This window comes from Vibrio sp. SCSIO 43155, from assembly GCF_023716605.1.
In the GTDB taxonomy this organism is placed as follows: domain Bacteria; phylum Pseudomonadota; class Gammaproteobacteria; order Enterobacterales; family Vibrionaceae; genus Vibrio; species Vibrio harveyi.
In genome coordinates this window covers 3,126,585-3,150,946 of record NZ_CP071852.1, presented here as the reverse complement: position 1 = coordinate 3,150,946, position 24,362 = coordinate 3,126,585, and the positions used below count along the sequence as shown (strand labels likewise).

General features: G+C 45.6%; 16 protein-coding genes and 1 riboswitch. Of the genes, 11 read left to right on the top strand and 5 right to left on the bottom strand.

Annotated features, from left to right (window positions below; genetic code table 11):
• Positions 1-181: 181 nt before the first annotated feature.
• Positions 182-3,862, top strand: coding sequence for a methionine synthase (gene metH / locus J4N44_RS14985; RefSeq protein WP_009698829.1), 3,681 nt, complete (start codon positions 182-184; stop codon positions 3,860-3,862).
• A 67-nt stretch (positions 3,863-3,929) separates the two neighbouring features.
• On the opposite strand, the gene lysC is transcribed toward metH, so the two are convergent.
• Positions 3,930-5,282: a lysine-sensitive aspartokinase 3 gene (gene lysC, locus J4N44_RS14980; protein WP_009698828.1), complete on the bottom strand. Its 1,353-nt coding sequence runs from the start codon at positions 5,280-5,282 to the stop codon at positions 3,930-3,932.
• A gap of 123 nt (positions 5,283-5,405) precedes the next feature.
• Positions 5,406-5,584: riboswitch (Lysine riboswitch) on the bottom strand.
• 223 nt (positions 5,585-5,807) lie between these two features.
• Between lysC and J4N44_RS14975 the strand changes: the two genes are divergently transcribed.
• Positions 5,808-6,929 (top strand): pyridoxal-phosphate-dependent aminotransferase family protein, encoded by a 1,122-nt coding sequence (locus J4N44_RS14975; protein ID WP_252044610.1) that lies wholly within the window; start codon positions 5,808-5,810, stop codon positions 6,927-6,929.
• 57 nt (positions 6,930-6,986) lie between these two features.
• On the opposite strand, the gene J4N44_RS14970 is transcribed toward J4N44_RS14975, so the two are convergent.
• The 4 genes from J4N44_RS14970 to J4N44_RS14955 all read right to left on the bottom strand — a co-directional run bounded on the left by J4N44_RS14970 (position 6,987) and on the right by J4N44_RS14955 (position 13,477).
• Positions 6,987-8,771, bottom strand: coding sequence for a PglL family O-oligosaccharyltransferase (locus tag J4N44_RS14970; RefSeq protein WP_252044609.1), 1,785 nt, complete (start codon positions 8,769-8,771; stop codon positions 6,987-6,989).
• A 67-nt stretch (positions 8,772-8,838) separates the two neighbouring features.
• Positions 8,839-11,661, bottom strand: coding sequence for an excinuclease ABC subunit UvrA (uvrA, locus tag J4N44_RS14965; RefSeq protein WP_252044608.1), 2,823 nt, complete (start codon positions 11,659-11,661; stop codon positions 8,839-8,841).
• A 137-nt stretch (positions 11,662-11,798) separates the two neighbouring features.
• Positions 11,799-12,671: a UTP--glucose-1-phosphate uridylyltransferase GalU gene (gene galU, locus J4N44_RS14960; protein ID WP_005444317.1), complete on the bottom strand. Its 873-nt coding sequence runs from the start codon at positions 12,669-12,671 to the stop codon at positions 11,799-11,801.
• Between the two features lie 161 nt (positions 12,672-12,832).
• Positions 12,833-13,477, bottom strand: a complete 645-nt coding sequence (locus J4N44_RS14955) for a LuxR C-terminal-related transcriptional regulator (RefSeq protein WP_009698824.1) — start codon at positions 13,475-13,477, stop codon at positions 12,833-12,835.
• A gap of 294 nt (positions 13,478-13,771) precedes the next feature.
• Here J4N44_RS14955 and J4N44_RS14950 point away from each other — a divergent pair, with 294 nt between their 5' ends.
• The 9 genes from J4N44_RS14950 to mshE all read left to right on the top strand — a co-directional run bounded on the left by J4N44_RS14950 (position 13,772) and on the right by mshE (position 24,359).
• Positions 13,772-14,311: a single-stranded DNA-binding protein gene (locus tag J4N44_RS14950; RefSeq protein WP_005444320.1), complete on the top strand. Its 540-nt coding sequence runs from the start codon at positions 13,772-13,774 to the stop codon at positions 14,309-14,311.
• Positions 14,312-14,562: 251 nt separating this feature from the next.
• Entirely contained in the window at positions 14,563-16,572 is a 2,010-nt protein-coding gene (gene csrD, locus J4N44_RS14945; protein ID WP_009698823.1) for an RNase E specificity factor CsrD, read from the top strand.
• 11 nt (positions 16,573-16,583) lie between these two features.
• Positions 16,584-18,032: an MSHA biogenesis protein MshI gene (locus tag J4N44_RS14940; protein ID WP_005444325.1), complete on the top strand. Its 1,449-nt coding sequence runs from the start codon at positions 16,584-16,586 to the stop codon at positions 18,030-18,032.
• Positions 18,029-18,679, top strand: a complete 651-nt coding sequence (locus J4N44_RS14935) for a type II secretion system protein M (RefSeq protein ID WP_005444327.1) — start codon at positions 18,029-18,031, stop codon at positions 18,677-18,679. The genes J4N44_RS14940 and J4N44_RS14935 overlap by 4 nt, the downstream gene beginning before the upstream one ends.
• Positions 18,672-19,001, top strand: a complete 330-nt coding sequence (locus tag J4N44_RS14930; RefSeq protein WP_009698822.1) for a hypothetical protein — start codon at positions 18,672-18,674, stop codon at positions 18,999-19,001. The genes J4N44_RS14935 and J4N44_RS14930 overlap by 8 nt, the downstream gene beginning before the upstream one ends.
• A gap of 20 nt (positions 19,002-19,021) precedes the next feature.
• The gene (gene mshL / locus J4N44_RS14925; RefSeq protein ID WP_029789687.1) at positions 19,022-20,665 is read left to right on the top strand and encodes a pilus (MSHA type) biogenesis protein MshL; all 1,644 of its coding nucleotides are present in this window, start codon (positions 19,022-19,024) and stop codon (positions 20,663-20,665) included.
• A gap of 45 nt (positions 20,666-20,710) precedes the next feature.
• The gene (locus J4N44_RS14920) at positions 20,711-21,556 is read left to right on the top strand and encodes an ExeA family protein (protein WP_252044606.1); all 846 of its coding nucleotides are present in this window, start codon (positions 20,711-20,713) and stop codon (positions 21,554-21,556) included.
• On the top strand, positions 21,541-22,638 hold the full coding sequence (locus J4N44_RS14915; protein WP_252044605.1) for a tetratricopeptide repeat protein: 1,098 nt from the start codon (positions 21,541-21,543) through the stop codon (positions 22,636-22,638). Before J4N44_RS14920 ends, J4N44_RS14915 begins: the two co-directional genes overlap by 16 nt.
• A complete protein-coding gene (mshE, locus tag J4N44_RS14910; protein ID WP_005444338.1) occupies positions 22,635-24,359 on the top strand; it encodes an MSHA fimbrial ATPase MshE in 1,725 nt (574 codons plus the stop codon). The genes J4N44_RS14915 and mshE overlap by 4 nt, the downstream gene beginning before the upstream one ends.
• Positions 24,360-24,362 lie beyond the last annotated feature (3 nt).

Genomic DNA, 24,362 nt, shown 5'->3' with positions numbered 1-24,362 from the left:
CTATTTGTAACATTTTATGAATGGAATTCTCGGACGATGTTGACTAAATAGCAAACATTTTTTCGAGATTATTTTGTAACTCGACGGAGACAAAATAATCAGTAATTCGTATTTTAGACGTCTAGACTCCTTTAATTTGTGTGATAGGATGGAGAGATAACTAAAGGAATGAGGCTGTACTGTGGGAAGTAATGTAAGACAACAGATTGAAGCTCAATTAAAGCAACGTATCTTGCTGATCGATGGTGGTATGGGCACCATGATTCAGGGATATAAACTTGAAGAGCAAGACTATCGAGGAGAGCGCTTTGCGGATTGGCATTGTGATCTAAAAGGCAACAACGATTTGTTGGTGCTCACTCAGCCTCAATTGATTAAGGAAATTCACAGCGCTTACTTAGAAGCAGGCGCTGATATTCTTGAAACCAACACCTTTAACGCGACGACGATTGCGATGGCTGACTATGAGATGGAAAGCCTGAGTGAGGAAATCAACTTTGCCGCTGCAAAGCTTGCGCGTGAAGCCGCTGATGAGTGGACGGCAAAAACGCCAGAGCGCCCACGTTATGTCGCGGGTGTGCTTGGTCCAACAAACCGTACTTGTTCTATCTCCCCTGATGTAAACGATCCGGGCTATCGTAACGTCAGCTTCGATGAGCTTGTTGAAGCTTATTCAGAATCAACTCGAGCGCTGATCAAAGGTGGCTCTGACCTTATTCTGATCGAGACTATCTTCGATACACTTAACGCGAAAGCTTGTGCATTCGCGGTTGATAGCGTCTTCGAAGAACTAGGCATCGAGTTGCCAGTTATGATCTCCGGTACCATTACCGATGCTTCTGGACGTACGCTTTCTGGTCAAACAACGGAAGCCTTCTATAACTCTCTTCGTCATGTTAACCCTATTTCATTTGGTTTGAACTGTGCGCTTGGTCCTGATGAACTGCGCCCGTACGTAGAAGAGCTTTCTCGTATTTCGGAATCTTTTGTTTCTACTCACCCAAATGCGGGTCTACCGAACGCTTTTGGCGAGTATGACCTTTCGCCAGAAGATATGGCGGAACACGTTAAAGAGTGGGCGGAGAGCGGTTTCCTCAACCTAATTGGTGGTTGTTGTGGTACCACGCCAGAGCATATTCGCCATATGGCAATGGCAGTTGAAGGTGTGAAACCTCGTGATTTGCCTGAGCTTACGGTTGCGTGTCGTTTATCCGGTCTTGAGCCTCTTACTATTGAAAAAGAGACGCTGTTTATCAACGTGGGTGAACGTACTAACGTAACTGGTTCTGCTCGATTTAAACGTCTGATCAAAGAAGAACTCTATGATGAAGCGTTAGAGGTCGCCCGACAACAAGTTGAGAACGGCGCTCAGATCATCGACATCAACATGGATGAAGGCATGTTGGATGCAGAAGCCTGTATGGTTCGCTTCCTAAACCTATGCGCATCTGAGCCTGAGATCTCTAAAGTGCCTATCATGGTCGACTCTTCTAAATGGGAGGTTATCGAGGCGGGTCTGAAGTGTATTCAGGGCAAGGGCATCGTAAACTCCATCTCTTTGAAAGAAGGTAAAGAGAAGTTTGTTGAGCAAGCAAAGCTGATCCGTCGCTATGGTGCTGCAGTTATCGTTATGGCGTTTGACGAAGTTGGTCAGGCAGAAACACGTGAGCGTAAGCTAGAAATCTGTACTAATGCTTATCGTATCTTGGTTGATGAAGTCGGCTTCCCACCAGAAGACATCATCTTTGACCCGAACATCTTTGCGGTTGCGACGGGCATCGAAGAACACAACAACTATGCCGTGGATTTCATCGAAGCTGTTGCTGACATCAAGCGCGACTTACCTCACGCGATGATCTCTGGTGGTGTGTCTAACGTTTCCTTCTCATTCCGCGGTAATAACTACGTTCGTGAAGCGATTCACGCGGTGTTCCTATACCACTGTTTTAAAAATGGTATGGACATGGGCATCGTTAATGCGGGTCAGTTGGAAATTTACGATAACGTTCCTGATAAGCTGCGTGAGGCGGTAGAAGATGTGGTTCTTAACCGTCGTGATGATTCGACTGAGCGACTACTTGATATCGCCGCAGAATACGCAGGTAAAGGCGTTGGTAAAGAAGAAGATGCGTCTGCACTAGAGTGGCGTACTTGGGCGGTAGAAAAACGTCTAGAGCATGCGTTGGTTAAAGGCATTACTGAATTCATCGTTGAAGATACCGAAGAAGCTCGCCTTAATGCATCCAAACCACTGGAAGTAATCGAAGGTCCGTTGATGGACGGTATGAACGTGGTGGGTGACTTATTTGGTGAAGGTAAGATGTTCCTTCCGCAGGTAGTGAAATCAGCGCGTGTTATGAAGCAGGCAGTAGCGCACTTAGAACCTTTTATTAATAAAGAGAAGCAAGCGGGCTCTTCCAACGGTAAGATTTTGTTGGCTACGGTAAAAGGTGACGTTCACGATATAGGTAAGAATATTGTTGGTGTGGTGCTGCAATGTAACAATTACGAGATCATCGATCTTGGCGTAATGGTTCCATGTGAGAAGATCCTCAAGGTAGCCAAAGAGGAAAACGTCGATATCATTGGTCTTTCTGGTTTGATTACTCCGTCCCTCGATGAAATGGTGCATGTAGCCAAAGAAATGGAGCGTCTTGACTTTGATCTTCCGCTTCTGATTGGTGGTGCGACAACATCCAAAGCGCATACGGCGGTAAAGATTGAGCAAAACTACAAACATCCAGTGGTTTACGTCAATAACGCTTCTCGTGCGGTTGGTGTATGTACATCATTACTTTCAGACGAACTTCGTCCTGGCTTTGTTGAGAAACTTGACGTGGATTATGAACGCGTACGTGATCAGCATAACCGTAAGAAGCCGCGCACCAAGCCTGTTACTTTAGAAGAAGCGAGAGCGAACAAAGTCGCGATTGATTGGGATAAGTATACGCCTCCTGCCCCTGTGAAGCCGGGCATCCACATTTTTGATGACTTTGAAGTGTCTACTTTGCGTAAGTACATCGACTGGACACCTTTCTTTATGACTTGGTCATTAGTCGGTAAATACCCAACAATCTTTGACCATGAAGAAGTGGGTGAAGAGGCGCAGCGCCTGTACAAAGACGCTAATGAGTTATTGGATCGTGTTGAGCGTGAAGGCTTACTCAAAGCGCGAGGTATGTGTGGTCTGTTCCCTGCTGCAAGCGTGGGTGATGATATCGAAGTCTACACCGACGAGTCGCGTACTGAAGTGGCGAAAGTGCTGCATAACTTGCGTCAGCAAACGGAGAAACCAAAAGGCTTCAACTACTGTCTGTCTGATTATGTTGCACCGAAAGAGTCTGGTAAGCGCGATTGGGTTGGTGCTTTTGCAGTAACTGGTGGTATCGGTGAGCGTGAACTTGCCGACGAATACAAAGCGCAAGGTGATGATTACAATGCCATCATGATTCAAGCGGTAGCGGACCGTCTGGCGGAAGCATTTGCTGAGTATCTACATGAGCGTGTGCGTAAAGAGATTTGGGGTTACGCTGCGGATGAAGCTCTGTCGAATGAAGACCTGATTCGTGAGAAATACCAAGGTATTCGTCCTGCTCCTGGCTACCCAGCATGTCCAGAGCATACTGAGAAAGGACCGCTTTGGGAGCTGATGAATGTTGAAGAAAACATTGGTATGTCATTGACATCGAGCTATGCGATGTACCCAGGTGCATCTGTATCGGGTTGGTACTTCTCGCATCCTGACTCTCGTTACTTTGCGATCGCTCAGATCCAAGAGGATCAGTTGCAAAGCTATGCTGATCGTAAAGGCTGGGATAGGATCGAAGCGGAGAAATGGTTAGGTCCGAACATTAACGGTTAACCAAACCATATAGAAACGAAAAGGGCTGCCATGTGCAGCCCTTGTTTATTAGTGAATGAAAGCAGTCTTATTGCTCGAACAATTCAGTATGCAGTTTTTGAATCGCTTGGCGAGATACGGACTCGTGAACAAGGAAGCACAGGTTATGTGGACTTGCTCCGTAACAGATCATACGTAGGTTGAAGTCTTCTAGCGTGCCAAATACTTGCTTCGCGTAGCCTTTGCTTTCACTCATGTTGTTACCAATCAGAGCGACGAGACATAGGTCGTGTTCTACTTCTACTTTACATAGCTCTTCAAGCTCTTCACGCGCGGCTTGTGGTAACTGAGGAGCACCGCCAGACGTGTCTGTTTGGTCAAGAGTGAGTGACACACTGATTTCAGATGTGGTGATCAGATCTACAGAGATTTTGTGCTTCGCTAGGATCTCAAATACTTTGGCTAAGAAGCCGTATGCGTGGAACATGTTAGCACTGCGTAATGTCACCATGGTTTGGTTGCAGCGCAGAGCAAGTGCTCGGAATAAAGGTGAGCTCTCTACTTGGTGGCGGATCCATGTACCACCTTTTTCCGGTTCTTTAGACGAGCCTACGAATACAGGGATGTCGTGACGAAGTGCCGGAACTAGCGTTGAAGGGTGTAGAATTTTTGCGCCGAAGTTTGCCATCTCTGATGCTTCGCTAAAGCTGATCTCTGGGATTGGCGCTGCTTTTGAGGCGATACGTGGGTCTGTGGTATAGATGCCCGGTACGTCGGTCCAAATCTCTAGACCTGCTGCTTTCACACCTTCTGCAATGAGTGCTGCACTGTAGTCACTGCCGCCACGGCCAAGCGTGGTGGTATTGCCTTCTTCATCTGAGCCAATAAAACCTTGGGTGATAACCACATATTCTTGGCAAAGTGGTACTAACTTTTCTTGTGCTAGCTGCGAAATTGTCTCGACATTAGGTTCAGCTCGACCAAAATTACCATCGGTTTTTAGCACGTCGCGAATATCAAAACGAACTGCGTTCACACCACGCTCACGCATTAGTTGTGCAAGGATATGAGTCGACATTAATTCACCACAAGCGACTAAATGGTCTGTCAGTTTGGTGCTTGCTTGGATTGAAGCAGCCTCTGCCAAGCTCGTGACGGTATCAAGAATCGAATAAACCTCAGCTGCTGCTTCGGTTGCGTTTTCTAGCTGCGACAGAATCGATTCGTGGATACCTGCTAGTTTCTGAAGTACTTCTGCTCGATGTTCTTGGTCTTGAACACCATTTGCCAGCTCAACCAATAAGTTAGTGACACCTGAGCAAGCGCTGCTGACGATAAGACGAGTATTTGGGTTGTTTTCTATGATAGTGGAGCAACGACTCATTGCCTCAAAGTTGGCAACACTGGTTCCACCGAATTTTGCTACGTTAAATGCGCTCACTGCGTTCTCCCACGACTTCCTGAAAAAATAACAACAATTAATTGGTTGCCCAATACATCCAATGTTTGGTGAGGAAAGGAACAGAGCAAATAGAGAGGTAGTTAGAATGTAATTTGAAAATTTACCCTCAGAAGCTCTTCATCATACGGCGCTGATGACAGTTGATGGGACTCAACCCAAGTCAACCGACAAGTCAAATCCTGCAACTTTGACTTACCTCGGCACTGCTCCCCCTGAGTGATTGGTATTGGAATTGCGGCTCCACAAATCACCTGCCTGGGCAGTGCTCCTCTTCTGCATAAAGCTTAAACATTGAACGGTTTTGCTGTCACATTGTCAACCAATATCTCAACCATTATGAAAGTTTTTATTAACGAATTTGTGACAGTGGTTTGACCTCTATACTTAGGGCTAATTGCCGATAGAGGAAAAATCTATTAGGGTGAAAACTTTGATACCTGAGCCAACCTTTTGAATAGAACTTTTATAACGCTCAGGATGAATGACTGCAATCAAGGAGCTGACATGCCGATCCAAAGCTTTATTCCCCCACATCGTATTTTAATGGGACCTGGTCCATCTGATATTTCACCTCAGGTTTTACAAGCGCTTAGCCGTCCAACAGTTGGTCACCTAGACCCACTTTTCATTGCTATGATGGATGAATTAAAACAACTACTTAAATACGCTTTCCAAACAGAAAATGAATTTACTATCGCAGTTTCTGCGCCGGGCAGTGCGGGCATGGAAACGTGCTTCGTTAACCTGATAGAAAAGGGCGACAAGGTCATCGTCTGCCGTAACGGTGTCTTCGGTGAGCGTATGCGTGAAAACGTGGTTCGTGCTGGTGGTGAAGCGGTTGTCGTCGATGATGAGTGGGGAACCCCTGTATCTGTCGATAAAGTTGAAGAAGCATTAAAGCAGCACCCTGATGCGAAGATTCTTGCTTTTGTTCATGCAGAAACATCGACAGGCGCGGTAAGTGATGCGCAAGCTCTGGGTCTACTCGCGAAGCAATACGGTCTGTTATCGATTGTTGATGCTGTGACCTCGCTTGGTGGTGTACCTCTTAAAGTTGACGAGTGGCAGTTAGATGCAGTGTATTCGGGCAGCCAAAAATGTCTTTCGTGTGTTCCAGGTTTATCGCCTGTCACGCTTTCTCCAGCAGCTATTGAGAAGATTCAATCAAGAACGATACCGGTTCAAAGCTGGTTCTTGGATCAAAGCTTAGTATTAGGTTACTGGAGTGGAGAAGGCAAACGCAGTTATCACCACACGGCGCCAGTGAACAGCTTGTATGCTCTGCATGAAGCTCTACTTATCCTTAAAAATGAAGGTTTAGAAAATGCATGGGCGCGTCACCAGTTAATGCACGAGAAGCTCAAAGCAGGTCTGCAAAAACTAGGCTTTGAATTTGTGGTAGAAGAAGAGTATCGACTACCGCAATTGAATGCGATTTATGTCCCTGAAGGAATTGATGAAGTAAAAGTGCGTAATCACTTACTCGAAACCTACAATCTAGAGATTGGTGCAGGTCTTGGTGCACTGGCTGGTAAAGCATGGCGAATTGGTTTGATGGGCTATGGTGCTCGACCTGAAAATGTAGCTTTGTGTTTGCGAGCTTTAGAAGAGTCACTGACTGAATAAATCGACTCGGTAATGAGGTAAAGAAAAGCGAAGGTTATTCCTTCGCTTTTTTTGTATTTATTGCTCAGCACCTGAAGTCGGTGTTGGTGAGGCAGATATGGCTTGAGAAGGTGGCTGATAGTTGACGCCACTGAAATCAATTTTAGGGAACAGGAACTGTGCCTCTGCACGAATTTGTTCCGCCTTGCTTGTGTCATCCAACCCTTGATATGCCAGTATCAAGTTGTTGTAAAACGCCGGGCGTGGCTTGTCTTTAATGATTTCCAATGACCAATCAATGTAAGGCTGAATCAAGGTTGGATCTTGCTTGTATAAGCCAATGTTTAAGAAAGTACTGTACACATCCCAATCGAAACGATCCTTCCAAACCACAGGGTTCGTCACTTGATTCAAAATATCCGGGTTAGTTGGGCGCGTAGTTTCAAACTTGGTTAAGACATAGTTGGTGTGCAATGCGCTAACCATGTAGAAAGTAAACACAGTAGGAATGACTAGGCTACATACTCGCAATAAACTTTTGGTTACTTTGCTAAACGGTGCTTGGCGGTAACGAGAAACTCGTTGGTCGACCCAATAAAGCAGAATCACAAAGATCAGCCAATGCACCAATGAATGATAGAAGGGATATTCTAATTGCGAGTGCAGCACGATTGGAATAAACAGTGCCAGCAGTGCTAAGCGAGTACCGCGTTTGGCTTGGTAGATGCGATATAGCACTAACGCCATTGCCAAAAAGATCCCCAGAATTGGCAACAATCCGCCCTCTACCGCCCAGTACAACAATTCATTGTGCGGGTGATCCATCGATGGCAAGCCCGCAGGATAGCTTTCATTGAGTGCATGCTGACGCGCTGTGTATAGCATGTATTCTGACTCAAACTTGCCGTAACCGTACCCAGTGAATGGCTTCTCAATCACCATGTCCAATGTTTGTGGGAAGGTGTAAGCACGTGGTGACTCCATATTCACCTTTTCACTGGCAAGACCGTTTCCATCTGGGAAGGCAATATTCATCACCACAATCGACAGCGCGAGACCTGTTGCCATCGCCATCACCCATCGAACAAAACGTGCACGCGTTGCAAAGCGATACATGTATGGAATCACCAGCAAAATAGCAATGATGGATGCTAGCCAACCAGTACGAGAGGCAAGGGCAACGATAAGAGGCAGTGTCAGTACAGGTACGGCGTACAACAGGTAAATATCGCTGAGTTTACGAGAATATTTGTAAGGTTGTCTGGCGAGTAGATAGCTGGCAATCACTAAACCAGTTGCAAGGAAGCTCGCCATGACATTTGGTTGCTGGAAGATGCCATAAGGGCGGTTGGCTACCGTGTCGTATCCAAATACGTTTCCTGGCTTAAGGTAAAGATATTGCGTTAAACCGAAAATCGCTTCGATAACGACGGCAAGCACAATAAACCATAATAATCGCTGACGGTGCTTGTTACTGAAATGGAATTGCTGCAGCACGATGAAGAACAACATGCCACACCACAGACCAATCAGCTTATTTGCCGCAAGCGCACTATCCGCATTGGGGTAGAAGATAGGCAGCGTCATGATGATACAGCTGATCAACAGACCAATTGTTAATTTGGAGTAGCGTAATACACGATTGGTCGCAAGTTGGTAGCAGCCAATACCAAGTGCAAAGCTGAACGCAATCCACGTGGTCGCATTAAAAGACAGTGCTAGTCCAGAGCCACCCGGATTAGGCATGAAGAAGTGCATCGCCAGCAGAAAGAGTGCTGCTAACGCGATGAGAAACTTGCGGTTAAGAGGAACTTGCACTTTATCTGGAGAAAGCTTAGTTCCACTGACGTGTATAGTAGCCATAGTTATTTTGTTGTTTTGAATGAAAAAAGACCAGCAATGGCTGGTCTTTGTACTTTACCTGTTTTTTCTACTTCAACATAGGCTTAAGGAAGCGAGCTGTGTGTGAACCTTCGATCTGAGACACATCTTCAGGAGTTCCTTGCGCGATGATCTCACCGCCGCCTTGTCCACCTTCAGGACCTAAGTCAATAATCCAGTCTGCCGTCTTAATTACATCGAGGTTGTGCTCAATGACGACAACGGTATTTCCGTGGTCGCGCAGACGGTGCAGTACGGTTAATAACTGCTGGATATCGTGGAAGTGCAGACCGGTTGTCGGTTCATCCAAAATGTATAAGGTTTTGCCCGTATCACGCTTAGACAGCTCTCTAGCCAGTTTCACACGCTGAGCTTCACCGCCTGACAGCGTCGTTGCTGCTTGACCTAAGCGAATGTAAGACAAACCTACATCCATCAGAGTTTGCAGCTTACGAGCAATCGCAGGTACTGGATCGAAGAAAGTACGTGCATCTTCTACCGTCATTTCCAGTACTTCATCAATGGTCTTGCCTTTGTAACGTACTTCAAGTGTTTCGCGGTTGTAGCGTTTACCTTTACACACATCACAAGGAACGTAGACGTCAGGTAGGAAGTGCATTTCTACTTTGATTACGCCATCACCCTGACAGGCTTCACAGCGACCACCGCGTACGTTAAAGCTAAAGCGCCCCGGTTTGTAACCACGAGATCGTGACTCTTGCGTGCCCGCAAACAGTTCACGAATCGGAGTAAAGATTCCAGTGTAAGTGGCTGGGTTTGAACGTGGTGTACGACCGATAGGGCTTTGGTCAATGTCGATAACTTTATCGAAGTGCTCTAACCCTTTGATTGCTTTATATGGTGAAGGGTGCGCCGTTGTTGCACCATTCAACTGGGTATGAGCAATCTTAAAGAAGGTATCATTAATCAGCGTTGATTTACCTGAGCCGGATACACCAGTAATACAGCTGAACAAGCCAACAGGAACGGAAAGGTCAACATTCTTTAAGTTATTACCTGTCGCACCAAGTAGTTCAACGGTTTTCTTTGGATCGCGTGGTGTACGCTCTTTTGGTACCGCAATCTCTTTCGCGCCACTGAGGTACTGACCAGTCAGTGAGTTTGGATTGGCGATAATCTCGTCCATCGTGCCTTCAGCGACCACGTTACCACCGTGCACACCTGCACCTGGACCGATATCGATCACGTGATCAGCGCAACGAATCGCATCTTCATCGTGCTCAACCACTAACACTGTGTTACCCAAATCTCTTAGGTGGGTCAGGGTTTTCAATAGGCGTTCGTTATCACGCTGGTGGAGACCAATCGATGGCTCATCCAGTACGTACATAACACCTACCAAACCGGCACCAATTTGGCTCGCTAAACGAATGCGTTGAGCTTCACCACCTGATAAGGTTTCCGCGCTGCGTGATAAGTTGAGGTAGTTCAATCCTACGTTAACCAAGAATTGCAGGCGATCGTTGATTTCTTTCATCACTTTTTCAGCGATTTGGGCACGTTGACCTTCTAGCTTCAAAGAATGGAAGAATTCCAATGCGTCGGCGATGCTGAGTTCTACAATCTCCGGTAGTGTCGTATCGGCAATAAAGACGTTACGAGCTTCTAGGCGCAGACGAGTACCGCCACAGCTTGAACAAGACTTGGTCGAGATGTATTTCGCAAGTTCTTCACGTACCGAGTTAGATTCGGTATCGCGGTAACGGCGCTCAAGTGTATTCAGGATCCCTTCAAAAGGATGGCGTTTTACACGAATGTCGCCACGATCGTTTATATATTTGAACTCAACTTCAGTACGCCCCGATCCTTTAAGAATGATGTCTTGGGTTTTCTTTGGTAGAGAGTTAAATGGTGCGTGAAGATCGAAGCCGTAATGATCCGCCAGTGCTGTCAGCATCTGGAAGTAGTAATAGTTCTTTTGATCCCAACCGCGAATCGCACCTTGTGCCAAGCTTAGCGTTTCATCTTGAATAACTCGGCTTGGGTCGAAATATTGCTGCACACCTAAGCCATCACAAGTGCCGCAAGCACCAGCTGGGTTGTTGAACGAGAACAAACGAGGCTCAAGTTCCTGCATGCTGTAGCCACAAATAGGGCAAGCAAAGTTAGCTGAGAAGATCACCTCTTCGCCGTCGCCGTCCATTGGTGCCACAACCGCAATACCACCAGATAGCTCTAGTGTGGTTTCGAATGATTCAGCCAAACGTTGCTGCAAATCTGGGCGAACTTTAAAGCGGTCGACAACCACTTCAATAGTGTGTTTCTTGTGTAGCTCTAGCGGTGGTGGATCAGAAAGATCGCAAGTTTCGCCATCGATGCGTGCGCGTATGAAACCTTGAGCTGCTAGGTTCTCTAGTGTCTTAACGTGCTCACCTTTACGCTCTTTCACGATAGGTGCAAGTAGCATCATTTTGCTACCTTCTGGCAACTCTAAGACTTTATCGACCATTTGGCTGATGGTTTGTGCTGCCAAAGGTGTATGGTGTGTTGGGCAACGAGGTTCACCAACGCGCGCGTAAAGCAGGCGTAGGTAGTCGTACACCTCAGTAATAGTACCAACGGTAGAACGCGGGTTGTGTGATGTTGATTTCTGCTCAATCGAGATCGCAGGAGATAAACCTTCGATGTGGTCAACATCTGGTTTTTCCATTAGAGACAAAAACTGACGTGCGTAAGCTGATAGCGATTCTACGTAACGTCTTTGACCTTCAGCGTACAAAGTATCGAATGCGAGAGAGGATTTACCAGAACCACTCAAACCAGTAATGACAATCAGTTTATCGCGGGGGATAGTGAGGTTGATGTCTTTGAGGTTATGGGTGCGGGCACCACGAACTTCTATTTTATCCATCGTTTTTGCTCTATGTATAACCAAGTGACGCAAGTATTACATAGTGTGAGAAATGTGCAAAGAAAATACTGGACAAAAAAACAGTAAAAGAAAGCCCAGCATTAAGCTGGGCTTTAGAATCAGTAAGTTTGAGTTATTTACACTTCTTTCTTTGTTGCGTGTTTACCTAGCTCAGACTTCTTTTCGTCTTTTAGGTATAGGTTTTCGAAGCAGTAGTTTGTGGCTTCGATGTAACCTTCTACGCTACCACAGTCGAAACGTTGACCTTTAAATTTGTACGCCAATACACAACCTGCTTTTGCTTGCTTAAGCAGTGCGTCAGTAATTTGGATTTCGCCGCCTTTACCCGGTTCCGTGTTTTCGATCAGTTCGAAAATGTCTGGAGTTAGGATGTAACGACCGATGATCGCTAGATTACTTGGCGCAGTACCTTGTTCTGGTTTCTCAACCATGTCGTCTACGCGGTAGATGTCATCTTTAATCATCTCACCAGAGATTACGCCGTATTTATGAGTTTCTTCTTCTGGTACTTCCTGAACAGCAACGATTGAACAACGGAACTGTTTGAATAGCGCTACCATTTGAGCCAACACGCCTTCCTGCTCGTTCACACAAAGGTCATCGGCAAGTACTACTGCAAATGGTTCATCACCGACCAATTCGCGACCAGTAAGGATTGCGTGACCTAGACCTTTCATCTCACGCTGGCGAATGTAAGTGAAGTTTGCAGAGTCAATGATTTCACGGATATCAACCAATAGTTCTTCTTTGTTTGTTCCGCTGATTTGGTGTTCCAGTTCGTAGTTTTTATCGAAGTGGTCCATGATTGAGTGCTTACCACGACCTGTTACGATGCACATGCCATTCATGCCAGCTTGGATGGCTTCTTCTACACCGTACTCAATCAGTGGCTTGTTCACTACAGGCATCATTTCTTTAGGCATAGACTTAGTCGCTGGGAGGAAGCGCGTACCATAGCCAGCTGCAGGGAACAGACATTTTTTAATCATTGGGGGAATATCCTTTCTCATTTTTTAATCAAGAATCTGGGCATCACTTTAACACGAGAGATGCATATGAATCATGAATTAAGTAGGAAAAAGTACGTCAATTTGAGCCTAAATAAGCATGAGCCATCACTGTATGAGCGAAATTGTGTTGTTCATCTGATTTATGACAACAAGTTTTGGTCTGCCCAAGCGATAGCTTGAACGCGATTCTTTACGGAGAGCTTTTTGAATATCTGATAAAGGTGAGATTTAATGGTGAATTCACTGACGAACAATTCTTCTGCCATTTGATTGTTAGATGCTCCTGCCTGAAGACAACGTAAAACTTGCAACTCACGGATGGTTAAGTCCACGGTTGCTGGGGCGGTGTGCGTGCTGAGGACATTGCGATAATAGTGAAGCAATTGACTAGTGACATTTCTTGGCAACCAGTTCTGACCATTCACGATTTCTCTCAAGCCTTCACCTACCTGCTCTAGAGAGTCTTCCTGATAAAATACGCCTTTTAGTTGCCCAAAAGACAACAACTCATCGGTGGTTAAGCGTTTAGGAACATTGAATATGACCGTTTCAAAATTCTTCCAAATTAAAGGCAAGTTTTTGATCGATTGTACGAGTGTTTTATGTTCACTAAAGTCAATCAACAGGATTTTATTGCGATGCTTTGGATTGGCTTCCATCAGTGCTTGTGTGGAGATGACAGGGATATCAATATCAGTGTATTTCACGAGCGCTTCGACTTTTTTCTCTGCGTCGTCTTCCATACTGATCAAAAACAATTTTCTCGCATAAGCTGATTTTTTCACGCGCCCTAATCTCCTTGAGTGAAGTTCCATGAGGTCAAAAACGCAAATACGGTGTCATCAATCACAATTTGGAGCTATAGCGTTAGAGAGGAAATGCGTTGAGATTCAAAGGTTCGCGAAACGATATCTGCAAAACGAATCAAAAATGCTACGCCTAGAGGTTGGAGTGAGATTTTGATTCCACAATTTCTAATCTCAGAACACAATGGGATTAGGCTTTAATCAAAACACCAAAGCGTGTATTCTTATGCGCTAAAATTTTATATATAGATCCAGAGTGAAACGGAGCACATCATGGCCAGCCGTGGAATTAACAAAGTTATTTTGGTGGGGAATCTAGGTAACGACCCTGAAATTCGTTACATGCCTAATGGCGGTGCAGTAGCAAACATCACGATTGCAACTTCTGAGTCATGGCGTGATAAAGCGACTGGCGAACAGCGCGAAAAAACAGAATGGCACCGTGTTGTGTTATTCGGCAAGCTTGCTGAAGTAGCGGGTGAGTACCTACGTAAAGGTTCTCAAGTTTACGTTGAAGGTCAACTTCAAACTCGTAAATGGCAAGACCAAAGTGGTCAAGATCGCTACTCAACAGAAGTGGTTGTTCAAGGCTTCAATGGCGTAATGCAAATGCTTGGCGGTCGTGCTCAAGGTGGCGCTCCAATGGGTGGCGGTCAACAACAGCAGCAACAAGGCGGCTGGGGTCAACCTCAACAACCGGCTCAACAGCAGCAATACAACGCTCCTCAGCAACAGCAACAACAGGCTCCGCAGCAACAACAGCCGCAATATAACGAGCCGCCAATGGATTTTGACGACGATATCCCGTTCTAAAATCTAATTGATATTGAATTTAAAAGGCCGCGAATTTCGCGGCTTTTTTATTCCCGTTATGTTCTGTCATTGTGGTTCACATTATTTCCGTATCGCCACAAAAAGGCAGCAACTCTCAAATATCGAATGATGCCTTGTTTCTTTCCGCCTCAGCTTCTCACATTCATACGAATGCGATTGTTTACTGAACGCTTATCAAGTATAAACATTTCAACAAGGTATATGATGAATAGAAAAGGAATTTGGTATTCATGAGGTATACCCCAACTCTTAAGCTAAGCACGCGGCTGGTGGCTTTTGTCACCATGATCGTCATTTGCGCAATGTTTATCTTGTTTGTCGGCGGCACCCTCTCTTTTAAGCGACTAGGGCAAGAGTATCTCAACCATTATTTGGAAGGGATCGTTGAAGTGGTTGATAAAGAGATGGAAGACCCTGACGCAGCATATTCCATGCAGCGTTGGATGCCAAAGATGCTACAGGCAAGTAACATTGTTGAGATGACGCTCTCGACGAATAACGCCGTCGTATACCGCTTCAAAGACACCTCCCACAAGATAGACAGTTCCATGTTGTTTGAGCATGAGTTTCAGCTCACTCACAACCAAGACTATGTCATCTACTTTAAGGCTATTCCTCCTTATTTAGGCTACGGCTATTCAATGCAAGCTTTGTGGTCGATTACGCTCGCGGTCATCTTGATCATCTTCTGCTTGATGCGTGGTGTTGCATGGCTCAAAGAACAACTTGCTGGCTCTGAAATGCTCGAAGAGCGCGGTCGTATGATCTTAGCTGGGCGGGTTGAGCAATACGCGAAAGGTGATGAGCGAGAATGGCCATACACGGCAAGCGAAGCATTGGATGTATTAATTGAAGAGCTGCAAGATGCCCGCCAAGAGCGCAGTCGCTTTGATACCTTTATTCGTACTCAAACTTTCCTCGATAAGTTAACTGGTACAGCAAACCGAGTTTTGTTTGATAGTAAGCTTGAATCGGCGCTGTTAGAAAGTGGGGCTCGTGGTGCAGTGATGCTGATACGAGTTCAAGACTGGAAATCTGTAGAAGAAGAACAGGACAAACAAACTTGCGATGAATTTATCGTTGAGATTGGTAGTTTGCTGTCCAATTTAGTTCAACGTTATCCCGATGTCGTATTTTCTCGTTACTACGATGCTGACTTTGCGCTTTTCTTACCTCACCAAGCAGCGAAAGATGTCGCAAACTTGGCGTCTCAATGTATTCGTCAATTAGAAAAACTCCATCCTCCTTATCCATTGGATTCTGATAACTGGTGTCATATCGGAATCACCATGTACAAAGAAGGAGAGCGTCATAGCCAAATCATTGATGAAGCAGAAACCGCATTGCGTAGTGCCCAATTGCAGAACAACAATAATTGGAGCCGTTTTAAAAAGTGGAATCATGATGAAGAAGCACGAGGCAGTGTGAGATGGCGTACGCTATTTGACACAGCACTCACGTCTGAAAATGTGATACTCTACGCACAATCAGCCTATTCAATAAGTGATGTGGCGCATAAAAAACCATTGCACGAAGAGTTAACATGTCGGATTCGCGATCCGGAAAATGGCATTGTTAAAGCTTCTCGTTTTATTTCTGCCGTTCGTCAAGTCGGCTATGAAGCGCAAATGGATCGCGCCGTTATTGGTACATTCTTAAAAGACTTTAAACACAACTTTGATAGCTCTAAGCAATATGTGCTTAATCTTCATGTTGTGCCTTTTGGGCAGCGAGAATATTTCAAGTGGTTCCGTGATGAACTCTTACAATTGTCACGGGAGCAAAGAAAGTGTCTCATTTTTGAGTTTGTGGAAGCACAATTTGTAAGACACTTAGACTTTATGCGACCAGTCGCTAAAATGCTGTCCGGTTTAGAATGCTACGTAATGATTGGGCAGGCCGGACGTACCATTGTCAGCACGCATTACTTAAAAGAAGTAGACATTCGTTATCTCAAGCTTCATCGCAGCTTGGTAACAAAGATCGATCAGAGACATGAAAACCAGTTGTTTGTTCGCAGTATGTTGGGTGCGGCCGCAAACAGCAAAACAAAAATAATAGCAGTGGGTATTGAGAATAAGCACGAGTTGAACACGCTTAATGAGTTGGGTGTTCACGGTGGGCAAGGGCGTTACTTCTCTTCTGAAGAGCAGTACCTTCCTCGTTCTACACCGGCGCCGACTTCTCAATCTGAATCCCAAGTTAAACTGGGACGAAGAAATCGCTGGCGAAAAAAATAAAGATAATAATCATGGATTTTAAAGCAGTACTCGACAAGCTCAAGCGATCATCGGTCGGTGGTCGCACTTGCTTTTTGGTTATTCAGCCAGACGCAGTTTATTTATCATCACCGACGAAAAGCAGCCGACCATCTAAATTTGAGATCTCAGAATCAAATTGGGAACGTGCCTGTGAACAGGCATTAAGTGTAGCTGCAAGCTCTTATGATTCGTTAACGGTTGTGTTAGCTCACAACTACTATCAGATGTACCAAATCGACAAGCCTGCTATGCCTCGCAATGAGTGGCCATCGGCGTTGCCGTTTTTGTTAAAAGAGCTGATATCTGAGCGTGCTATTGACATTATTGCCGATGCAGTAGAGCTACCAAACTCGAATAAAGTCCAAGCTTATGTTCTTTCTCGCAAAATTCTCGATAAGATTGTACTGCTTGCGAGTCGAGTTCAACTGAGCCTTGAAGCGATTATTCCTGAAGATGACATCTGGGGTGATACCTCAGGTGAACTTGGTAATTTCTTATTGCTACAACGCAGCGCACGCGGACACTTCCGTATCAGCGCATTCGTTGATCATACTATCGCTTTCCACCGTTCTATTCGCAGTGTAACGCCACCACTAACGGGCGTACCTTCGAGTGACTTGCAAATGGATAGCTTGTCGCTAGAGCTACAGCGTTCAATCGATTACCTCTCTTCTCAACTGCGTCATGTTCAGTTGCACCAACTGAAGGTGTGTTGTGACGATGAAGATGAACAAGAACTGGTGGAATCGCTTAACTACCGCTTAAGCACCAAAGTCTCTCCGCTGCTTACTGAAGAACACGAACTATCTGGTCATGTATTGGCAGATACGGCGTTAGCTACGTCCAGTGAGCGACGTGTCAATCTTTATCCAGACTTCCTTAAACCGAAGAAGAATTTATTAACCCTCAAAAACGTTGCTATTTCTTGGGGTGTTGCGGCTGCGTTGATCTTTGTTTCTTACGGTTATGTGACTTGGCAAAGCCAAGGTGTAGAAGATGAAATTGCGATTGTGAAAAGCAAGGGCGATATCATGAAGTCAGAACTTCAACACCAACAAGCCAAATTACGTAAGCATCAGCCAGACACCAATAAGATCGCGGCCAAAGCGCGTTTAGAGCGTGAAGTAAAAGCGAAGCGTGACTCATTAAAAGCCGTTGGTAAGTACGATGATTCACAACGTACAGGCTACTCTGGCGTAATGCAGGCTTTAGCCAAGTTGGGCAGCAACAATATTTCTTTGTCTGCAATTCGTATTGATGCATCGACTTTAGATCTCCAAGGTTTGGCGAGATCGCCAAGCGCAGTTCCGAATTGGGTAAGCCAGTTTAAAAATGAAATTAGCCTTGTAGGGCGCACGTTTGATGACGTAAAAATCGGACGTAATGAAGACAACATCGTGACCTTTGAATTGAAGACGCGCGGAGACAAAGAGAAATGAATGAGTTTTGGTCCTCGTTAGAAGAGCGCTTCGATGAAATGAGCGGGCGTGAAAAAGTACTCATCGCACTGTGTGGTTTAGTGACGGTAGTGATGTTGCTTTTCACTTTGGTCTTGGAGCCAAAACTGAATGAGGTTACGAGTAACGATAAGCAGCTACGTAACTTAAAACAGACGAATCAACAGACAGAAATCGAGATCTTACGTATTCAAGCGCAGTTGAAAAAAGATCCGAACGCGGAAATTGATCAAGCTATCTCTCAATTGCTTATGGAAAGCCAACACCTTTCAATGCAACTTTCAGAGATCATCGAACATTTGATTACTCCTTCGCAAATGGCAAGTTTGTTGGAGAGTGTCTTAGAGCAGCAAAGTGGTATTCATTTGGTATCTCTACAAACTTTACCTGCTGAACCAATTACAGAAGACAAAGAAGCGTCGCAATACTCGGGTTATTACGTACACCCTGTGCGCATGGAGTTGACTGGCGATTACTTTTCAATTGCTAACTATCTGACGAAATTAGAAGGTTTACCAGCGAGTTACTACTGGCGAAGCTTTAGCTACAACGTGGAAGAATATCCAAAAGCAAAACTTGTACTGGAAGTTTACACCTTAGGTTCACGAGAGGAGTTTATTGGTGGTTAAGCAAATCATAATCTCCCTAATGCTGACAGTTGTTGCTGGTCATAGCTGGGCAAGCCAAGACCCAACAGCACCATTAGGCTGGCAAAAGCCAGTCACAGAGCAAACAAAGCCGAAAGCAAAACAATATCGCTTGCCAACACTGAACAGTATTGTATGTAAACCAAATACTCAATGCGTGGCGATTTTGAATAACCGTATTGTTGAGCCGGGAGCGAAACTCAATGGCTACCGTGTAGCCAGTATCAACAGTGAATTTGTAACTTTAAAGCGTGGTGACCGTCAGTGGAAACTAGAGCTTTTTGGTTTAAACGTAAAAAAATAATAACCAGAGCCTGATCAGATATGCGCAAATTAGTTGTAGGAATCGTGGTTGCTTCCTTAATGGGTTGTTCTATGGGTCACCGAGACCCAGTGGAAGTGAAGCAAGCACTTAATGAGTCTATCAATGAAGCAAATAGCCGTGCACTAGAAGAGATCCCTTCTTCTGTAGAAGCCGATCTTATGCCGAACTTAGACACTAGCGTGTCTTCAGAGCAAGGCACTTTAAAGCGTTTTAGAATCCAAGCGAACGCAGTAGAAGCTCGTAGCTTCTTTGCCTCTTTGGTGAAAGGAACTGAATACAGTGTGGCTATCCACCCAGCAGTGCAAGGCAACATCACCGTTAACCTTTCCGACGTCACCTTAGATGAAGTGCTCAACGTTGTACAAGACATGTATGGCTACGATGTTGTGAAATCAGGCAAAGTGATTCAGGTTTATCCTGCTGGTATGCGCACAGTGACCATTCCTGTTGATTATCTTCAGTTCAAACGTTCTGGCCGCTCACTGACCAGTATCGTGACGGGTTCTGTGACATCTGCGGGCACTTCTAGCTCTGGTGGCAGTTCTGACGATTCAGATTCTTCTGATTCAAATAACAACAACGGTGATAGCTCAACCACATCGACTGGCGGTACACGCATTGAAACCATCACCGAAAGTGATTTTTGGCCGATGCTGCAACAAGCCGTTGCAAACCTAATTGGCTCAGGTCAAGGCCAAAGTGTTGTTGTTACGCCACAAGCGGGTGTGATCACCTTACGTGCTTTCCCTGATGAAATTCGTGAAGTTCGTGAGTTCTTGGGCGTTTCTCAGGAGCGTATGCAGCGCCAAGTTATCCTAGAAGCGAAGATTTTAGAGGTGACGCTAAGTGACGGTTACCAGCAAGGTATCAACTGGTCGAATATGACTGCTTCTATTGGTAATTCAGGTAGCGTAGTTATCAACCGTCCAGGTCCTACAGGTGGTCTACCTCCATTGGATGCGATTGGTTCACTTTTAGGTGGGCAAACTAATATCACCATCAGTGATGGTAACTTCTCAGCCGTGATGAACTTTATGGCGACGCAGGGCGACTTGAACGTGCTTTCTAGCCCACGTATTACCGCAGCAAATAACCAGAAATCAGTTATTAAAGTCGGTACCGACGAGTACTTTGTAACCGAACTTTCTAGTAATGCGGGTAATGGTGAAAACTCTAATGCGGTTCCTGAAGTTGAGTTGACGCCTTTCTTCTCAGGGATCTCTCTAGATGTTACGCCACAGATTGACAACAAAGGTAACGTATTCCTGCATGTTCACCCTGCCGTAATTGAAGTGGAAGAAGAGATTAAAAAGCTAAACCTTGGTGGTGACTTCAACAACGTTCAACTCCCGCTGGCAAAAAGCTCGATTCGAGAATCTGACTCAGTGATTCGCGCAAAAGATGGCGATGTGGTGGTTATTGGCGGCTTGATGAAACAGCAAAATATCGAGCAAGTGTCAAAAGTACCGTTCCTAGGTGATGTGCCTGCTCTTGGTAACTTGTTCCGAACTATCAATAACGTATCGCAGAAAACAGAACTCGTCATTCTTTTGAAACCAACAGTTGTGGGCGTAAATACATGGCAGAAAGAGCTAGAGCGCTCACGTGATTTACTGCAAGAGTGGTTTCCTGACGCTGAGTAATTGGCGTTAGGAAGTCTCTGTTTAACGTGGTGTTGTGATTCGAGTATGTACCTGTCACATTTTGGATTTCGAGTTCAACCTTTCTCACTAACCCCAAATACAGAAATGTTTCTGGGGCTGGTACCTCATTATGAGGCGATTCAGACCATTATGGCAGCCGTCAAAATGGGGGAAGGGGTCATCAAAATAACAGGTGAAGTGGGCACGGGTAAAACCATGGTGTGCCGAAAACTGATTGAGCAAATTGAATCACAAGTCGAATTAGTTTATTTGCCAAATCCGGTTCTAAGTGGTGAGCAATTGCAGTTTGCAGTGGCCAGAGAGCTTGGGATTGAAGATACTGACCCACTTAAAGTCGTTTCACTGATCCAAGAGCGGCTGATCCAAGTCCACGTGTCAGGGAAAAAAACGGTACTGATTGTTGATGAAGCACAAGCTCTGTCTTCTGAAGCGTTAGAAACCTTGCGCTTGTTTGGCAACTTGGAAACGGAACAAGATAAGTTGATTCAATTGGTCTTGTTTGGTCAACCCGAATTAGATGAGCGATTAGAGACTCACGAATTGCGCCAATTTCGTCAACGCATTACGTTCAGTTGCCAACTGCGTCCTCTCTCGATCGAAGAGGGCGTTGCCTACATCAACAATCGTCTAGATAAAGCGGGTAATGGGACGCATATCTTCTCTATTGAACAAAAGAAAGCCATTTGGCGCTCGGCGATGGGCATCCCGAGATTGATTAATCAGATCAGCCATAAAGCTTTACTTACTGCGTTCAATGACCGTTGTACGCTTTTGAAAAATCATCATGTTTACGTTGCCATGCATGACACTTTTGACGCACGTAAACCTAAGTTTAAATCTCCCGTATTTTGGGGATGGAGTCAGCCTTGAGTGCCATCAATAAAGCATTATCAGAACTTGCTGAAAAAGAATCGCCTTCGGAACTAACCAAGGCAGAGATCCCGAGTATTTCTCGAAGCAAACCATGGCTATGGCTTGTGGGGGGCTTTTCGTTGAGCTTAGCTGTCGGTGGCTGGGCGGTATCTCAAGGTCCCGCTTCTATTGAAGAGATTGCAACAGTTTCGTCTTCAACGACTAATATGGAGAATGTTCCACCTTTGCCCGTAGTTGAAGTAAGCCAATCTCCAACCAATAAGACAACGCCACAATTAAATGATGTGGTGTACACGCAACGAATTGAAAAACCGAAGGTAAAAGTTGCATTATCTGCTGCGAAATCAACGCCAGAGGTGGATGATTATGTTCCTCGTAATGAGGTGAGCAGCACGGTCGAGCAGCCAGTGTTGTTGGCGAGTCTGAGCAATAATGTGACGAATTCATCGAATGTTGAGCAAGAGCATTCGATGCGAATTGAGCAAGTAGAACTGACCCATCAAGAGTTAGCTGAAAAAGCGTTGGCACGTGCGGATAAAGCGATGGATGCGAATGACATGAAAACCGCATTGTCATCTTTTAATGAAGCACTTCGTTACCAACCAACGAACCTTGAAGCTCGTCAAAAGCTAGCCGCATTGTATTTTGGCAAAGGTGACACGCGCAAAGCCTACGAAATCCTACAAGCTGGTATCTCGCTAGATACGAATAACCAGTCACTTCGCTTAGCGTTATCAAAGTTATTGGTGAAAGCAGATCAACCAGAAGCGGCGCTGAGCCCTCTAGTGCATCTGCCTCCTGCACCAAGCCGTGATTATCTAGCGATGCGTGCCGCTTTGGCACAAAAGCAAAAACAAAACCAAATTGCTCTAGAAAGCTACCAACTGCTGACGCAGCGCGAACCTGACAACGCGCGCTGGTGGCTTGGTTTAGGTATTCAGCAAGAGCGAGCATTGGATTTTTCTGCTGCTATTGCCGCTTATCAACAAGCATTGGGTAAAGTGGGTATTTCGAATCAGTCTCAGGCATTTATTCGTGACCGTTTGAACATCTTAAAACAACTGGAGAACGCGCAATGAAAATTCAGTTGAGAAAGCGCTTGGGTGATCTACTTGTTGAAGAGGGGATTGTCTCTGAAGAACAAATTCAGCAAGCATTGAGTGCTCAGCACAGCACAGGACAAAAACTGGGTGATGCGTTGATTGACCTTGGTTTTATCAGCGAAAAGCAGATGCTGGAGTTCTTATCTCAGCAGCTCGGTTTGCCATTGATTGATTTGAGCCGAGCCCCGATTGATGCCGATGCTGTACAAGTTTTGCCTGAAGTGCACGCGCGACGCTTGCGTGCCATGGTCGTTGCTCGAAATGGTGACACGCTACGCGTTGCAATGAGTGATCCTGCGGACTTGTTTACTCAAGAATCCCTGATGAACTTGCTTGGTGAATATGACCTAGAGTTCATCATTGCGCCAGAACGTCAGTTAGTCGAAAGCTTTGACCGTTACTACCGTCGTACAAAAGAAATCGCCTCGTTTGCTGAGCAGCTTCAGGCTGAGCACCAGGACGTTGAAGGCTTTGACTATGGTATTGATGAAGGTGATAGTGAAGAAGTTACCGTCGTAAAACTGGTTAACTCGATGTTTGAAGATGCGGTGCAAGTCGGCGCGTCAGATATTCACATCGAGCCTGATGACAAAGTGCTTCGCTTACGTCAACGTGTTGATGGTGTATTGCACGAGACGCTTCTAAATGAAGTTAACATTGCCTCTGCGCTGGTTCTGCGCCTTAAACTGATGGCGCACTTAGATATTTCTGAAAAGCGTTTGCCACAAGATGGTCGCTTTAATATCAAAGTTCGTGGTCAATCGATCGATATTCGTATGTCGACACTACCAACGCAATACGGTGAGTCGGTGGTGATGCGTTTGCTCAACCAATCTTCTGGTTTGCGCAAACTTGAAGACTCTGGCCTACCTCCAGAACTGCTTGCTCGCTTACGGCGACAGCTTTCTCGTCCTCACGGTATGATTTTGGTTACGGGACCGACAGGTTCTGGTAAAACCACCACGCTTTATGGCGCGCTGAGTGAGTTGAATGAACCGGGTAAGAAGATCATCACTGCAGAAGACCCGGTGGAATATCGCCTACCACGTATTACTCAGGTTCAGATCAACAGTAAGATCGACCTAACGTTTTCTCGCGTGCTACGTACCTTCCTGCGTCAGGACCCGGACATCATCCTCGTTGGTGAGATGCGTGACCAAGAAACAGTAGAGATTGGTTTACGCGCTGCACTGACTGGTCACTTAGTGTTAAGTACGTTACACACAAACGACGCAGTAGACAGTGCGCTACGTATGATTGATATGGGTGCGCCTGGTTATCTAGTTGCGAGTGCGGTCCGAGCTGTGGTTGCTCAGCGTCTGGTTCGTCGTGTTTGTCCCGACTGTAAAACCACGGATGTATTGGATGAATCGCGCCAGCAATGGTTGGCTGGTCGCTTCCCGAATCAAGTCGGCACCACTTTCCACAAAGGTGCGGGTTGTCAAAACTGTAACTTGACGGGCTATCGAGGTCGAATCGGTGTGTTCGAAATGCTTGAGCTAGAGAATGAAATGATGGACAAGCTGCGTGCGAATGACGCGGTAGGGTTCGCTCAAGCAGCGAGACGTTCCGAGAATTACAAGCCACTACTTGCTTCAGCGATGGAACTGGCATTGCAAGGTATTGTTAGTTTGGATGAAGTGATGACCCTAGGTGAAGGGGATGCTTCTGGTAAAACCGACCCAATTTTCATGTAGGTA